At 71.5% G+C, this 14,952-nt stretch carries 12 protein-coding genes and 1 tRNA gene; 9 read left to right on the top strand and 4 right to left on the bottom strand.

Going from position 1 to position 14,952, the window contains the following annotated elements; translation table 11 throughout:
- Positions 1–12 precede the first annotated feature (12 nt).
- The 6 genes from eno (at position 13) to HNR23_RS17690 (ending at position 5,683) form a co-directional block, all read left to right on the top strand.
- Positions 13–1,296, top strand: coding sequence for a phosphopyruvate hydratase (gene eno, locus HNR23_RS17715; protein ID WP_184076914.1), 1,284 nt, complete (start codon positions 13–15; stop codon positions 1,294–1,296).
- A gap of 11 nt (positions 1,297–1,307) precedes the next feature.
- The gene (locus tag HNR23_RS26900) at positions 1,308–2,129 is read left to right on the top strand and encodes an FtsB family cell division protein (RefSeq protein WP_246421790.1); all 822 of its coding nucleotides are present in this window, start codon (positions 1,308–1,310) and stop codon (positions 2,127–2,129) included.
- A gap of 61 nt (positions 2,130–2,190) precedes the next feature.
- A complete protein-coding gene (locus HNR23_RS17705; RefSeq protein ID WP_184076912.1) occupies positions 2,191–2,754 on the top strand; it encodes a DUF501 domain-containing protein in 564 nt (187 codons plus the stop codon).
- On the top strand, positions 2,751–3,743 hold the full coding sequence (locus HNR23_RS17700; protein ID WP_184076911.1) for a Ppx/GppA phosphatase family protein: 993 nt from the start codon (positions 2,751–2,753) through the stop codon (positions 3,741–3,743). Before HNR23_RS17705 ends, HNR23_RS17700 begins: the two co-directional genes overlap by 4 nt.
- Before the next feature lie 359 nt (positions 3,744–4,102).
- Positions 4,103–5,482, top strand: coding sequence for an NAD(P)/FAD-dependent oxidoreductase (locus HNR23_RS17695; RefSeq protein ID WP_184076909.1), 1,380 nt, complete (start codon positions 4,103–4,105; stop codon positions 5,480–5,482).
- A gap of 127 nt (positions 5,483–5,609) precedes the next feature.
- A tRNA-Leu gene (locus HNR23_RS17690) sits at positions 5,610–5,683 on the top strand.
- Between the two features lie 119 nt (positions 5,684–5,802).
- Here the strand turns inward: HNR23_RS17690 and HNR23_RS17685 are convergent.
- Positions 5,803–7,578, bottom strand: a complete 1,776-nt coding sequence (locus tag HNR23_RS17685; RefSeq protein ID WP_246421789.1) for a PucR family transcriptional regulator — start codon at positions 7,576–7,578, stop codon at positions 5,803–5,805.
- A 146-nt stretch (positions 7,579–7,724) separates the two neighbouring features.
- On the opposite strand from HNR23_RS17685, the gene pruA reads away from it, so the two are divergent.
- From pruA to HNR23_RS17670, 3 genes are all read left to right on the top strand, one after another.
- Positions 7,725–9,350 carry an L-glutamate gamma-semialdehyde dehydrogenase gene (pruA, locus tag HNR23_RS17680; RefSeq protein WP_184076907.1) on the top strand — a complete coding sequence of 542 codons (1,626 nt, stop codon included), beginning with the start codon at positions 7,725–7,727 and terminating at the stop codon, positions 9,348–9,350.
- Between the two features lie 113 nt (positions 9,351–9,463).
- Positions 9,464–10,390 (top strand): proline dehydrogenase family protein, encoded by a 927-nt coding sequence (locus HNR23_RS17675; protein WP_184076905.1) that lies wholly within the window; start codon positions 9,464–9,466, stop codon positions 10,388–10,390.
- Positions 10,391–10,629: 239 nt separating this feature from the next.
- Positions 10,630–11,556 carry a Bax inhibitor-1/YccA family protein gene (locus HNR23_RS17670; protein WP_184076903.1) on the top strand — a complete coding sequence of 309 codons (927 nt, stop codon included), beginning with the start codon at positions 10,630–10,632 and terminating at the stop codon, positions 11,554–11,556.
- Positions 11,557–11,678: 122 nt separating this feature from the next.
- Here HNR23_RS17670 and HNR23_RS17665 read toward each other — a convergent pair whose 3' ends face one another.
- The 3 genes from HNR23_RS17665 to HNR23_RS17655 form a co-directional block, all read right to left on the bottom strand.
- Positions 11,679–11,924: a DUF4287 domain-containing protein gene (locus HNR23_RS17665; RefSeq protein ID WP_184076901.1), complete on the bottom strand. Its 246-nt coding sequence runs from the start codon at positions 11,922–11,924 to the stop codon at positions 11,679–11,681.
- Between the two features lie 260 nt (positions 11,925–12,184).
- A complete protein-coding gene (locus tag HNR23_RS17660) occupies positions 12,185–13,408 on the bottom strand; it encodes an acetyl-CoA C-acetyltransferase (RefSeq protein WP_184076899.1) in 1,224 nt (407 codons plus the stop codon).
- A 153-nt stretch (positions 13,409–13,561) separates the two neighbouring features.
- Entirely contained in the window at positions 13,562–14,635 is a 1,074-nt protein-coding gene (locus HNR23_RS17655) for an SGNH/GDSL hydrolase family protein (RefSeq protein WP_184076897.1), read from the bottom strand.
- Positions 14,636–14,952: the final 317 nt, after the last annotated feature.

Raw genomic sequence — 14,952 nt, 5'->3', positions numbered from 1 at the left:
AGGAGTGCAACGTTGTCGTCGATCGAGGCAGTGCAGGCGCGGGAGATCCTCGATTCCCGCGGTAATCCGACGGTGGAGGTCGAGGTCCTGCTCGACGACGGGACGATCGCCCGCGCGGCGGTCCCCAGCGGGGCGTCCACCGGGCAGTTCGAGGCGGTGGAGCTGCGCGACGGCGGCGAGCGCTACGGCGGCAAGGGTGTGGAGAAGGCCGTCATCGCCGTCAACGACGACATCGCCGAGGAGATCCTGGGTTTCGCCCCCGACGAGCAGCGGCTGATCGACCGCGCGCTCATCGACCTCGACGGCACCCCCGACAAGTCCAAGCTCGGCGCCAACGCCATCCTCGGCACCTCCCTCGCGGTGGCGCACGCCGCCGCCGAGACCGCGGGCCTCCACCTCTTCCGGTACCTGGGCGGCCCGAACGCACACGTGCTGCCGGTGCCGATGATGAACATCCTCAACGGCGGCGCCCACGCCGACACCAACGTCGACATCCAGGAGTTCATGATCGCCCCGATCGGGGCGGCGAGCTTCCGCGAGGCCGTCCGCTGGGGCGCCGAGGTCTACCAGGCGCTCAAGGCGGTCCTCAAGGCCCACGGCCTGGCCACCGGCGTCGGCGACGAGGGCGGCTTCGCCCCGAACCTGGACAGCAACCGGGCCGCGCTCGACCTGATCATCGAGGCCATCCAGAAGGCCGGGTACACCCCGGGCCGCGACATCGCGCTCGCCCTGGACGTCGCCGCCAGCGAGTTCTACTCCGACGGCGCCTACCGGTTCGAGGGCGAGTCCCGCACCGCCGAGGAGATGGCCTCCTACTACGCGGACCTCGTCGACGCCTACCCGCTGGTCTCCATCGAGGACCCGCTCGACGAGGAGGACTGGGAGGGCTGGGGGAAGCTGACCGCCTCCCTGGGCGACAAGGTGCAGCTGGTCGGCGACGACCTGTTCGTCACCAACCCGGAGCGGCTGCAGCGCGGCATCGACTCCGAGATCGGCAACTCGCTGCTGGTGAAGGTCAACCAGATCGGCACCCTCACCGAGACCCTGGACGCGGTCGCCCTGGCCCAGCGCAGCGGCTACACGGCGATGATCTCGCACCGCTCCGGCGAGACCGAGGACACGACCATCGCCGACATCGCCGTCGCGACCAACGCCGGGCAGATCAAGACCGGTGCCCCGGCCCGCAGCGAGCGCGTCGCCAAGTACAACCAGCTGCTGCGGATCGAAGAGGAATTGGACGACGCCGCGATTTATGCCGGTGTGTCGGCCTTCCCGCGCTTCAAGGCCCGGGACTAGGCTGACGCCCCATGCCCAAGGTGCCAGAGCAGCCGAAGGGGTCCCGCCCGGGGAAGGCGGGACCCCCGGCCTCTGGCGCCTCGGGCCGCAAGGGCGCGAAGGCGTCGGCCACGGACGCCCGGCCCGCGTCGAGCGGTAAGAAGGCGGCCAAGCCCACCGGGGCCAAGCGCTCCCCGTCGAAGCCCGCGAAGCCCACCCACCCCGCCAAGGCCGCAGGGGAACCCGGGGTGAGTGCCACGTCCGCGAAGGCGGCGAAGGGAGCGAAGCCAGGCGCGCCCGCGGCGGTCGGTCGGTCGTCATCCGGTCGCACCAGGGCCGCCGCCACCGCGAAGCCTCCGGCCAAGGGGTCGGCCAAGGGGTCGGCCAAGGGGTCGGCCAAGGCGGCAGGGTCCACGGGGGGCGCGGGAGGCGCGGCCGGTCGCATCCGGCCGGCGCTCACCAGCCGCGCCGCCATCCTCGCCCTGGTCATCTGCGTGATCGCGCTCAGCCTCGCCTACCCGCTGCGCGAGTACATCTCCCAGCGCGCCGAGATCGCGCGCCTGCAGGAGCAGCGCAGCCGCGCCCAGGAGAACGTGAGTGAGCTGGAGACACGCAAGGAGCAGCTGCAGGACCCCACCTACATCGAGCGCGAGGCCCGCACCCGGCTGCACTACCAGTACCCGGGGGAGCGCGCCTACGTCGTCGTCCCCGACCGGACCACGGAGCAGGCGGACGACGATGACGTGCGTTCGGACGACCCCTGGTTCACCAAGCTGTGGAAGTCGGTCAAGGGGGCCGACGAGTCCGGGACGGACGACGAGCCGATCCCCGACGCCCAGCCCCCGAAACGCTGAGCCGGCGCCCCCGGGCCGTCGTGTCACCGGAGCCGTCGGCCGGGGCTAACCTGAGTCCGAGATGACTTCCAATGATCACGACGCCGCGGACGAGCGTGTCTCCGCCGATGACGTCGCCGCCATCGAGCTCCAGCTGGGCCGGGTTCCGCGCGGGCTGCGCGGGGTGGCACACCGCTGCCCCTGCGGCCTGCCCGATGTCGTGCGCACCGCGCCGCGCCTGGAGGACGGCACGCCGTTCCCGACGCTCTACTACCTGACCTGCCCCCGTGCCGCCTCGGCCATCGGCACCCTGGAGGCCGACGGCGTCATGCGGGAGATGCAGGCCCGCCTGGCCGACGACCCCGAGCTGCGGGCGGCCTACACCCGGGCGCACGAGTCCTACGTCGCCGAGCGCGACGAGCAGGCGCGGCGCGACGGTGTGGAGCCGCTGCCGCCCGGGATGCAGAGCGCCGGAGGCATGCCGACCCGGGTGAAGTGCCTGCACGCCCTGGTCGGCCACGAGCTCGCCGAGCCCGGTACCAACCCGTTCGGGCGCGAGGCCCTGGACGCCCTGCCCGAGTGGTGGGACAAGGGGCGGTGCGTGTGCGTGCAGGACCGTGCGAACGACAGCGAGGACCCCGAGTGAGTACCAGAAGCGTCGCGGCCATCGACTGCGGGACGAACTCCATCCGGCTGCTGATCTCCAGCGTGATCGCGATGGACGAGGACGAAGTCCAGCTGCTCGACGTCGAGCGCCGCATGGAGATCGTCCGCCTGGGCCAGGGTGTCGACTCCACCGGTGCGTTCGCGCCCGAGGCGCTGGAGCGCACGTTCGCCGCGCTGCGCGGCTACGCCGAGCTGATGCGCGAGCACGGCGTGGGGTTCGGCCCGGAGTCGGTGCGAATGGTGGCCACCAGCGCCACCCGTGACGCCGCCAACCGCCAGGAGTTCATCGACGGCGTCCGCTCGATCATCGGGGTCGAGCCCGAGGTGATCTCCGGCGACGAGGAGGCGGAGCTGTCCTTCATCGGCGCCACGGCCGAGCTGGAGGGCGCCGAGGACGGCTTCAAGCCCCCGTTCCTGGTGGTGGACATCGGCGGCGGCTCGACCGAGTTCGTGCTCGGCCACACCGGTGGCGAGGAGGCCGGGGTGGTGCGCGCCGCGCGCTCGGTCGACATCGGCTGCGTCCGGATGACCGAGCGGCACCTGACCCAGGACCCGCCCCCGCCCGCGCAGGTCGCTGCGGCCACGGCCGACATCGACGCCGCCCTGGAGGAGGCCGCCCGGGCGGTGCCGCTGGACGAGGCGGCGACCGTCGTGTGCGTGGCGGGAACCGCCACGACCGTGGCGGGGATCGCCGAGGACCTGCCCGCCTACGAACCGGAGCGCATCCACCACACCCGGGTGTCGGCGGAGCGCACCCACGCCATCGCCGAGGAGCTGCTGGCGATGCCGCACGAGGCCCGCGCCGCCATCGGGGTGATGCACCCGGGCCGGGTCGATGTGATCGGGGCCGGGGCCCTGATCCTGGACCGTGTGGTGAAGCGCACCGGCGCCGACGGGTTCGTCGCCAGCGAGCACGACATCCTCGACGGGATCGCCTGGAGCCTCTGCCTTTCCGAAGTCACGGAATAACCCGCGCGGCCGCCCCGTTGTCCGGGGCGGCCGGGGTCGAACTCCCGGCCGCGCGTGAGGCGCGTCACCCGCGCTTTCGCCTGTGAAAGCTTTCACAAGCATCCTGACCTGCGCAAACGTGGTTGACTCCGCGCGAACGATGGTCTAAACCTTCACGAATTGTCTCTTTCTTGACGGGAACTGCTTGTGAAAGAATGCACAAGCGTCAGCCCGGAGATGGCGAGCTCCGGGGATCGCCGGACAAGGAGCGGTTCTCACACGTCGGAGTCCGACGAGAACATGCTGGTCAACGAAGACTTACCGATGATCGCCGCCCCTGTGCGGGCGGCGGGACGGCACTCAAAGGGCGGAATGCGAAGATGACCGAGAGCAGGAACTACCGGCTGGTGCACGGTGGTGGGGACGAGTCGGAGATCCCGCACATCCTCATCGTCGGTGGCGGGTACCTCGGGATGTACACCGCGCGGCGGCTGGAGAAGAAGCTGGGGCCGGGCGAAGCCCGCATCACGGTCGTCGACCCCAACTCCTACATGACCTACCAGCCGTTCCTTCCGGAGACGGCGGCCGGCAGCATCTCCCCGCGCAACGTCGTCGTGCCGCTGCGCAAGGTCTTCGACCGGGTCCGCGTCCTCAACGGCAAGGTCGTGCAGATCCAGCACGCCGACCGCAAGGTCGTCTTCGAGCCGAACCACGGCGCCCCCACCGAGATCGCCTACGACCACATCGTCATGGCGGCCGGCGCGGTCTCCCGCACCCTCCCGATCCCCGGCCTGGCCGAGTGGGGGATCGGCATCAAGACCGTCGAAGAGGCGGCGTTCCTCCGCAACCACGTGCTGGAGCAGCTCAACATCGCCGACTCCACCGACGACCCCGAGGTGCGCCGCAAGGCGCTGAACTTCGTGTTCGTCGGCGGCGGCTTCGCCGGTGCCGAGGCCATCGCCGAGCTGGAGGACATGGCCCGCGACGCCACTCGGATCTACCCCTCGATCAGCGTCGACGACCTGCACTTCTACCTCATCGAGGCGGCCGACAAGATCCTCCCGGAGGTCGGCCCCGAGGTCGGCACCAAGGCGCTCAACCAGCTCAAGGCGCGCAACATCGACGTGCGCCTGTCCACCTTCCTTGAGTCCGCGGTCGACCAGCGCATCAAGCTGAGCGACGGCACCGAGTTCGAGGCGGGGACGCTGGTGTGGACCGCCGGTGTCAAGCCCAGCCCGGTCGTGCAGGCCAGCGACCTGCCGCTCGGCCCCAAGGGCCACGTCGACACCGACGAGTTCCTGATGGTCAAGGGTGTCGAGAACGCCTTCGCCGGCGGCGACAACGCGCAGGTGCCCGACGGCAACGGCGGCTTCTACCCGCCCAACGCGCAGAACGCCGTGCGCCAGGCGCCGGTGCTCGCCGACAATGTCATCGCGACGCTGCGCGGCAAGAAGCCCACCGCCTACGTGCACAAGAACCTGGGTGCCGTCGCCGGGCTCGGCCTGCACAAGGGCGCGGCCCAGCTGTTCGGCAGGATCAAGCTCAACGGCCGCCTGGCCTGGTACGCGCACCGCTCCTACCACCTGTTCGCGGTTCCCACCTTCAACCGCAAGATGCGGGTGCTGGCCGACTGGACGCTCGCGCTGTTCTTCCGGCGCGACTTCGCGGCGCTGGCCGAGATGGACACGCCGCGCCAGGCCTTCGAGGAGGCCAGCCGGCCTCCGGCGGAGAAGGGCGAGCCGCTGCGCCGGGTCAGCTGACCGGAATCGGCCGCAACGCCGACGGACGTCCGAATCGGCCGGTCCCGCACCTGCGGGGTCGGCCGATTCGTTCATTCATGCCCTGGGGGCGCACCTTTGGCGTCGCGATGGCCGGTATGATGGTCGCGCCCTCGTAGCCCAATGGAAGAGGCAGGCCCCCTAAAAGGGTCACAAGTGTCGGTTCGAGTCCGACCGGGGGCACTCACATGAGCCGCCTCGGTCGTCGTCTTCGCCTCCGTCGATCTCGACGAAGTGCACCGAATGCGCGCCGGGTTCCGGTGCACGTCGCCGAGAACGACGCTGGAGGGGCGAGGCAGGGGCTATCGGCCGCGCTCCATGAGTAGTTGCAGGTGGGCGAAGAGCCGCTGGTTCGGGTCGCCTAGGTCCAGGCCGCTCACCTGTTCCGCGCGCCGCACCCGGTAGCGCAGGGTGTTGGGGTGGATGTGCAGCCGCTCGGCCGCCGCCCGCACGTCGCCGAAGTCGTCCAGGTAGGCCACGAGCGACTCCACCAGCTCCGACCCGGCCGCGGCGTCGTGCTGCACCAGCCGCGACACCTGTGGATCGCGCAGCTCCGGGGCCCCGCGCAGGTGCGCCAGGGTCTCGCTGACCAGGACCCGCGCCCGCACATCGGAGATCGTGGCGACGTCGGAGTCGAGGTCGCGCGCCATCGCGTCCAGGATCCGGTCGGCCTCGGCCCGCGAGCGGGTGACGTCGTCCAGCGTGCGCACCAGCGAGCCCACCGCCGCCTGCACCGGCGCCCCCAGCGCCTGGCGTGCCGCCTCCACGGTCTTGCGGGTCAGCGCCAGCACCGACGACTCGGCCGAGGCGCCGGTCAGGTCGGGTAGCAGTACGTAGGCGCGCCCGCCCAGCATCGTGGTCAGCGCCGTGCGCCGGTAGGCGGCCGTGTGCACCGAGATCATGTCGATCATCCGGCGGCGCTGCAGCTCCCGGCCGGAGCGCCCGGCCCCCTCGGCCGCGGCCCGGCCGGAGCCGGAGGCCATCGTGAAGGCGACGACCAGCGCCGGGCGGTCGGGGGCCACCTCGATCGTGTCGTCCAGGGCCGCCGCCTCGATCCGCCCCTCCAGCAGGCCGGACAGCAGGTCCTCGCGCAGCCGCAGGCCCAGTGTCATCTCGGTGCGCTGCCGCAGCATGTGCAGGGCGGTCATCCGGGCCGCCCCCAGCAGCGCCTTCTCGGCGTCGTCCGCCAGCGGCGCCGCGCCCTCCTGCACCCAGATCGTGCCCAGCGGCTGGGAGCCCGCGTGGATGCCCACGGCCAGGCGCCGCCGGATGCCCAGCTCCGGGCGCTCGTCGATGCGCACGACCTCCTCGCCCGAGCGCAGCCGGGAGAACACCCCCCACTCGCGCAGCAGCGCCAGGTACTGCTCGGGACCCTGGCGGCCGAGGATCGACAGGCGGCGCAGCTCGTCGCCCTCCTCGCCACTGGAGTAGGCGAGCACCCGGCTGGCCGCGTCCTCGATGGAGACCAGGCCGCCTGTGAGCGTGGCGATCGTCTGCGCCAGCGAGAACAGGTCGCCGGTGGAGTCGCCGAGTTCCGCGCCGTCGGCGGTGAGCCGCGCGTCGTCCAGTACGCTGCGGCACAGCGACTGCAGCTGGTCCCAGCGCACCTCCGGGCGGACCGCGAGCAGTGCGACCCCGGCCTCGCTGGCGGCGGCGCGCAGCTGTCGGAACTCCTCGCGCGCCGGGCGCGGCGCCGGAGTCGGTGCCGCCCACCCCTGAGGCGGCGGGTAGCTGGGCTCCTCGGAGAGGGCGCGGGCCGTGGCGTTCACCTTGACGGCGACCGCGGCGGCCCCCTGCCGTGCGGCGGACCGGACCAGGTGCCGGGCGGCGCCGCCGCGCGCGCCGATCAGGAGCACCAGGTCGCCGGTTGCCGCCTCGGCCTCGTCCTCCGGGTCGACGATGACGACATTGTTCACTTCTACATCAAGGCCGGCGGGGGCAGCGAGGACGTCGACGAGGGGGTCGCCGACTGCCAGCAGCAGGCGCCGCAGCGCCACACCTCCGGGTTCACCTGGGATGTCGCTGTCCGGCGCGGGGGCGGCGGGGACGGGGCGGGTGGGATCGGCGGCTGGATTCATGATGGCATCCATTTTGTCCTATCGGCCAAGCCAGCCTGACAAAGAGTGGCCGACTCCACAAGGTGGTCATGCCCCGGCATCTCTTACGTTTGTCCGGTTCACGTTGAATTTACGTTTTCTTCGACGATCGAGACAGGGAGGTGCCCATGGACGCCATCACGAACGTCCCCACCCCGGTGAACGAGCCCGTACTCACGTACGCGCCGGGCAGCCCGGAGCGGGCCGAGCTGGAGCGCAAGCTGGCCGAGCTCGGCAAGGAGCCGGTCGAGCTGCCGATGACCATCGGCGGGGAGCGTCGGATGGGCGGCGGCGAGCGCATCGACGTCGTCCGGCCGCACGACCACGCCCGCGTCCTGGGCACCACGGCCAACGCCACCCACGACGACGCGCGCGCCGCCATCGCCGCGGCCAAGAAGGCCGCCCCTGCCTGGCGGGACCTGCCCTTCGACGAGCGCGCCGCGATCATCCTGCGCGCCGCCGACCTGCTGGCCGGCCCGTGGCGCCAGACGCTGAACGCCGCCACCATGCTCGGCCAGTCCAAGACCGCCATCCAGGCCGAGATCGACTCCGCCTGTGAGCTGATCGACTTCTGGCGCTTCAACGTGGCCTACGCGCGCCGCCTCATGGCCGAGCAGCCGTTCAGCCCGGCCGGCCAGTGGAACCGCCTGGAACAGCGTCCGCTGGAGGGCTTCGTCTACGCGATCACGCCGTTCAACTTCACCGCCATCGCCGGGAACCTGCCCACCGCCCCCGCCCTCATGGGCAACGTCGTGGTGTGGAAGCCGTCCCCCACCCAGCAGTTCGCAGCCGACCTCACGATGCGCCTCCTCGAAGAGGCCGGGATGCCCCCGGGCGTCATCAACATGGTCACCGGCGACGGCCTGGCCGTCTCGGACGTCGCCATGAACGACCCGGACCTGGCCGGCGTGCACTTCACCGGCTCCACCCGCACCTTCCAGCACCTGTGGCGGACGGTCGGCGAGAACATCGAGACCTACCGCTCCTACCCGCGCGTCGTGGGGGAGACCGGCGGCAAGGACTTCATCGTCGCCCACTCCTCGGCCGACCCCGACGTCGTGCGCACCGCGATCGTCCGCGGCGCGTTCGAGTTCCAGGGCCAGAAGTGCTCCGCGGCCTCGCGTGCGTTCGTCGCGCGCTCGGTGTGGGAGCGCCTGCGTGACGACCTCGTCGCCGAGGTCGAGGCCATCCCCATGGGCGACGTCACCGACTTCGCCAACTTCATGGGCGCCGTCATCGACCGCCGTGCCTTCGACAAGGTGGCCGGGGCCATCGAGCACTCCCGCAAGGACCCGACGCTGGAGATCATCGCCGGCGGCCAGGTCGACGACTCCGTGGGCTTCTTCGTCCGCCCGACCGTCGTCGTCGGCACCGACCCGTCCAACGAGGTCTTCAGCACCGAGTACTTCGGCCCGTTCATCGCGGTCCACGTCTATGAGGACGGCGACTACGAGCGCATCCTGAAGGTCGTCGACGAGGGCTCCGCCTACGCCCTGACCGGCGCCGTCATCGCCGACGACCGCGAGGCCGTCACCAAGGCGCACCACGCGCTGCGCTTCGCCGCGGGCAACTTCTACGTCAACGACAAGCCGACCGGCTCCGTCGTCGGCCAGCAGCCCTTCGGCGGCGGCCGCGCCTCGGGCACCAACGACAAGGCCGGCTCCGCGCAGAACCTCGCGCGCTGGGCCAGCCCGCGCTCGATCAAGGAGACGTTCGTCCCGCCGACGGCCTCCTCCCACCCCCACCAGGGCTGACCCCCGACGGGGACATCCCCGGGTCCCGGGCGCCGACACACCGCCCGGGACCCGCTCGAACCCGGGCGCGCCGCCGACGGCCGGCGCGCCGCAGAACACGACTGGGGTCGATCATGCTTCGTACGCCACTTCTGGTCGCGGCCCGCTCCACCGCCTGCCGCACCCTCGTTGAGCGCGCCCCCGTGACCCGGGGGCTGGTCGCGCGGTTCGTCGCCGGCTCGACCCAGGAGCAGGCGCTCCCCGCGGTCGAGAAGCTCGCCGAGGACCGCCTCATCACCCTGGACCACCTGGGTGAGGACACCACCGAGCTCGCCCAGGCGGAGGCCACCGTCACCGCCTACAGCCGGCTCCTGTGTGAACTGGGCCGCCGCGGGCTGGCCGGGCGGGCCGAGGTCTCGGTGAAGCTGTCGGCGGTCGGGCAGTTCCTGCCCGCCGACGGCGAGAAGGTCGCGCTGGACAACGCCCGGCGGATCTGCGAGGAGGCCGCCGCCGTCGGCACCACGGTCACCCTGGACATGGAGGACCACACCACCACCGACTCCACCCTGGGGATCCTGCGCGACCTGCGCGTCGACTTCCCGTGGGTGGGTGCGGTCCTCCAGGCCTACCTGCACCGGACCGAGGCCGACTGCCGCGACCTGCGCAGCGCCGGCTCGCGCGTGCGGCTGTGCAAGGGCGCCTACGACGAACCGGCGTCGGTGGCCTACCGGGACAAGCGGGAGGTCGACCGGGCCTACGTGCGCTGCCTGAAGATCCTGATGGCCGGGGACGGCTACCCGATGATCGCCTCCCACGACCCGCGCCTCATCGCGATCGCCGGGAAGCTGGCCGAGGACACCGGGCGCGCGCCGGACACCTTCGAGTACCAGATGCTGTACGGCATCCGCGAGGCCGAGCAGGTGCGCCTCGCGGCCGAGGGCAACCGGATGCGCGTCTACGTTCCCTACGGCGACGAGTGGTACGGCTACTTCATGCGGCGCCTGGCCGAGCGTCCGGCCAACGTCGCGTTCTTCGCACGGTCCCTGGTGAGCCGGGGCTGAATCCCCCTCATCCCCGGCTCCGTTCCCCCGCCGTCCCCGCCCCGCCCGCGCCTCCCCCTGCGGCGGGGCGGGGACGGTCGTCCGTGCGGGTGATCGCGACCTTCTACCGCATTCCGCACCCGGCCACGGGATTTCGGCCGGTGATGAATCCCAAGCGTGACCTGAGCGGGGAACCCGCCCGCGGGGCGGTGCGTTAGGTTGGGGGAGATTAGCGACGCCCTGGAAAGGCTTGCGAAGAGATGCAGATGAGGAGTTCCAACCCCGTCCTGAAGCGGGCCATGCGCTCCGCCCAGCCGGGCTATGGCCAGCCCCACCAGGCTCCGTACGGCCAGGGCGGCCCCTACCAGCAGCCCTACGGCCAGCCCGGTTATCAGCAGGGATACGCCGGATACCCGCAGCCGGGGCAACCCCCCTACGGCCAGCCGGGCTACGCCGAGCCCCACGGCCAGCCCCCCATGTCGGCCGAGGACGCGCGGCCGATGTCGATCGACGACGTCGTCATCCGCAGCGCGATGACCATCGGTATGGTCATCCTCACCGCCGCCATCAACTACTTCCTGTTCGACCCGGCCAACCCGGGCCTGAGCATGATGCTGACCTTCGGCGGCATGCTGGGCGGTCTGGTCCTGGGCCTCATCATCGGCTTCAAGGGCTCGACCAACCCCGCCCTGATCCTCATCTACGCGGCCCTTGAGGGCCTCTTCGTGGGTGGTATCAGCCGGGTCTTCGAGGTCTCGGCGGGTACCGCGCCGGGCCAGCTGGTCACCTCCGCCGTCGTGGGCACCATCGTCGCGTTCGCCACGATGCTCACGATGTACCGGATGCGCATCATCCGGGTGACCAACACCTTCGTGAAGGTCGTCTCGGTCGCCCTGGTCGCGGCCCTGGTCCTGATCCTGCTCAACCTCGTGCTGAGCTTCTTCATCCCGGGTGGCCTGGGCATCCGCGAGGCGGGCCCGCTGGGCATCATCGTCTCGCTGGTGATGATCGTGATCGCCTGCGCCACGCTGGCCATCGAGTTCAAGGGCATCGAGGACGGCATCGAGGCGGGCGTCCCCAACAAGCTCGCCTGGCAGTGCGCCTTCGGCCTGACCATCTCGCTGGTCTGGCTGTACATCGAGATGCTGCGCCTGTTCTGGATGCTGTACGCGATCTTCCAGGACTAGCACCTGTCGGCGCCGACGGGCCTGGCGGCCCGGCGGCAGCCGCGAACGACGAAACCGCCTCGTCCGGGCACCTGCCCGGGCGAGGCGGTTCTTCGTTTCGCTGTGAGGACGGGGCTGGGGTGTCAGGGGCGCTGTCGCGGAACGGCCGTGCGGTTCCGGCGGCGACGGTCGAATTCCTGAACGATGGCCTGCGCGTAGCCGTGGCTGAGCTGGTACTCGTCGGCGAGCCAGTTCGTGCGCTCGGAGCAGCGGGTGAGGCCCGGGCCCTTCTCTAGCTTGTCGAACCACTCGTGGAGTTGGCGGCCTGTGACGGTCGGAATGCGGGCGATGAGCAGCGCGTGGGTCTCCGGCGAGTGGGTTACCGACATACGCACCTCCGAGGATGAGCGGCACTTACCTGCGACCTTGCATCAGGATCACGAATCGGACAAGCCCTCGAAGCGAGCTTTTACGTTACTTTCCGGTGCCCCGCCCTCCAGGGCGTCTTCACCCGCCGTTGGGAAACCAGACGGCGCGGGCGGTCCGGTGTCCTACGGGCATGAAACGGCGGGACCCCGCATTCCGCAGGGGTCCCGCCGCGGGTGGCCCGGTCGGCCGCGATCCGGTGTTCCGGCCGTCCGAAGCCCCGTCAGCTCAGCCGCTCGAAGACGGCCGCCATCCCCTGGCCGCCGCCCACGCACATGGTCTCCAGGCCGAACGTCTTGTCGTGGAACTCCAGGCCGTTGAGGAGCGTCGTGGTGATGCGCGCGCCGGTCATGCCGAACGGGTGGCCGACCGCGATCGCGCCGCCGTTCACGTTGAGCTTGGCGTCGATGTCGATCCCGAGGTCGTCGGCGGACGGCAGCACCTGGGCCGCGAACGCCTCGTTGATCTCCACCAGGTCGATGTCGTCGATGCTCATGTTGGCGCGGGCCAGCGCCTGGCGCGACGCCGCGACCGGGCCCAGCCCCATGATCTCCGGGGACAGCGCGCTGACACCCGTGGACACGATCCGGGCCAGCGGGGTGATGCCCAGCTGCGCGGCCTTGGTGTCGCTCATGATGATCACCGCCGCGGCGCCGTCGTTCAGGGGGCAGCAGTTCCCGGCGGTGACCGTGCCGTCGGGGCGGAACACCGGCTTGAGCCCGGAGACCTTCTCATAGGAGGTGCCGCGGCGCGGTCCGTCGTCCGCGCTCACCACCGAGCCGTCGGGGAGCGTGACCGGGACGATCTCGCGGTCCCAGAACCCGTTGTCGATCGACTTCTCGGCGAGGTTCTGCGAGCGCACGCCGAACTCGTCCTGGCGCTGCCGGGACAGCCCGCGCATCTGCACCACGTTCTCGGCGGTCTGGCCCATGGCGATGTAGACGTCGGGCACCTCGCCGTCCGCGCGCGGGTCGCTCCACTCCGGGGCGCCGCCCTCGGCGCGCCGCGCGGTGCGCTCCTCGGCCCCGGCGAACAGCGGGTTCTTGGTGTCGGGCAGCGAGTCGCTGTTGCCCTTGGTGAAGCGGCTGACCATCTCCACCCCTGCGGAGATGAAGACGTCGCCCTCCCCGGCCTTGATGGCGTGATAGGCCATCCGCGTCGTCTGCAGAGAGGAGGAACAGTAGCGGGTGATGGTCGCGCCGGGGACCGAGTCCAGGCCGAGCTGGACGGCGATCACCCGGGCGAGGTTGTTGCCCTGCTCGCCGCCGGGCAGGCCGCAGCCGAGGAGCAGGTCGTCGACGGACGCGGGGTCGAGCTCCGGCACCTTGGCCAGCGCGGCGGAGATGATCCGGGCGGTCAGGTCGTCCGCGCGCAGGTCCTTCAGGGACCCCTTGAACGCGCGGCCGATGGGTGAGCGCGCGGTCGCGACGATGACGGCTTCAGGCATTGCTCGCGGGCCTTCCTCTTCGACGCCGGGCCGTCCGGGCAGGGCGGCCGATCTTGATGTTACTGCTCAGTTAACCTGGCGTTGTGACGTAGCCGACCACCGGGGTCGCGGTTCGGCCGGATCCCGGCGGCGCAGCGGGGCGGCGGAACGCGGTCAGGCCCGGCCGCCGCCCTCGACGGCGGCGCCGCGGACCGCGTCGGCCTCCGGTACCGTGTCCGGCCCTTCCGCCTCCGCGTGCTCCGCCGCGGCCTCCGGCACCGGGGTCCGGGTCCGCCGCCGCAGCAGCGTGGCCCAGCGCCCCCGCGGCCCCCGCTCGTGCCCGGCGACCCGGGCGCCGCTGACCTCCATGCCGGGCTCCTCGACCGCTTCGGCGGCGGCCGTGGCGATCGGCAGGACGCCCTCGCCCTCGCCGGGGTCGGGGACGGTCTCCAACTCCGGCAGCAGGCCCAGCGCCACGCACGCGGTGGGCAGCACGGCGACCGCGGCCTGGGCATACCCGCGCGCCGAGGGGTGGAACCGGTCCGGGCCGAAGAGCTCGTCGGGGTTGTTCTGGAACTCGTCGGCCAGCATGTTGCTCAGCGAGACCGTGCGCCCGCCCTCCTCGACCACCGCGATGGTCTGCGCGGCGGCGAGCTGCCGGGAGGAGCGCCGCGCCACGTAGCGCAGCGGCTGGCCGATGGGCTGCACCGACCCCAGGTCGGGGCAGGTCCCCACGACGACGGCGGTGTCGGCCGCGACCAGCTCGCGCACCACCGCCTGCAGGTGCCGCACCGAGTCGGCCGGGCGCATCCGGTGGATGACGTCGTTGGCGCCGATGAAGACGATGGCCAGGTCGATCCGACCGGGGCGGACCCGCTGCAGCTGCTCGTGCAGGCCCGCCGACGTCGCGCCGACGACCGCGACGTTGCGCATCCGCACGGGCCGCTCGGCCACCGCCGACAGGCCCCCGGCGATCAGGCTCGCCGGCGTCTGCATCCCGTCGGCCAGCGCGAACCCGGCGGCCGTGGAGTCGCCCATCATCACGAACGAGATCGGTGCGCCGTCACCGCCGCCGTAGAGCCCGTCGACGTCGGGCGCCGTCCACTCGGTGAAGCCGACGGTGCGGTGCGCGATCTTGGCCTGCATGTAGAGCAGTGCGATGGTCCCGGCTCCCAGGAGGGTCAGACCGCCGCCGCCGAACGCGGTGGCGGTCGCGATTCTCCGGGCGCGTGCGGCGCGTAGCGACATATGTCCCCGTCTCCCGTTCCGAACGGATGGCAGAGGATCCGGCGCGCGTCCGTCCCCGCGACCCGCACGCGGAGGCGCGCGTGCCCGCCGGGCCATGGGCCCGGCGTCCTCCCGTTCACTCCGAATTCCGGATTACTCATCGGTAGAGATGTTGTCAACGACCGCGGCGCGCGCCGGATTCCGGGAGTACCGGGTCGATCACCTCCGGTGCCGCCGCCGTCCGCCGCCATCTCGTCCTTCCCGTATCCAGTGCGTCCGCAGCGCCCGCGAAAGCCTGTCCGGAACCGGCCGCGCTCCGTGCTCGCGGCTCTCCCCGG

This window comes from Nocardiopsis mwathae (assembly GCF_014201195.1).
Lineage (GTDB): Bacteria > Actinomycetota > Actinomycetes > Streptosporangiales > Streptosporangiaceae > Nocardiopsis_C > Nocardiopsis_C mwathae.
Note: the sequence above shows the minus strand (reverse complement) of the source record. Positions and strands in the feature narration are given on the sequence as shown.

Coding starts and splice junctions, on each gene's coding strand:
- HNR23_RS26900 (WP_246421790.1), top strand. CDS start 1,308: ATGCCCAAGGTGCCAGAGCAGCCGAAGGGGTCCCGCCCGGGGAAGGCG.
- HNR23_RS17670 (WP_184076903.1), top strand. CDS start 10,630: ATGCAGATGAGGAGTTCCAACCCCGTCCTGAAGCGGGCCATGCGCTCC.
- pruA (WP_184076907.1), top strand. CDS start 7,725: ATGGACGCCATCACGAACGTCCCCACCCCGGTGAACGAGCCCGTACTC.
- HNR23_RS17685 (WP_246421789.1), bottom strand. CDS start 7,578: ATGAATCCAGCCGCCGATCCCACCCGCCCCGTCCCCGCCGCCCCCGCG.
- HNR23_RS17695 (WP_184076909.1), top strand. CDS start 4,103: ATGACCGAGAGCAGGAACTACCGGCTGGTGCACGGTGGTGGGGACGAG.
- HNR23_RS17660 (WP_184076899.1), bottom strand. CDS start 13,408: ATGCCTGAAGCCGTCATCGTCGCGACCGCGCGCTCACCCATCGGCCGC.
- HNR23_RS17705 (WP_184076912.1), top strand. CDS start 2,191: ATGACTTCCAATGATCACGACGCCGCGGACGAGCGTGTCTCCGCCGAT.
- HNR23_RS17675 (WP_184076905.1), top strand. CDS start 9,464: ATGCTTCGTACGCCACTTCTGGTCGCGGCCCGCTCCACCGCCTGCCGC.
- HNR23_RS17655 (WP_184076897.1), bottom strand. CDS start 14,635: ATGTCGCTACGCGCCGCACGCGCCCGGAGAATCGCGACCGCCACCGCG.
- HNR23_RS17665 (WP_184076901.1), bottom strand. CDS start 11,924: ATGTCGGTAACCCACTCGCCGGAGACCCACGCGCTGCTCATCGCCCGC.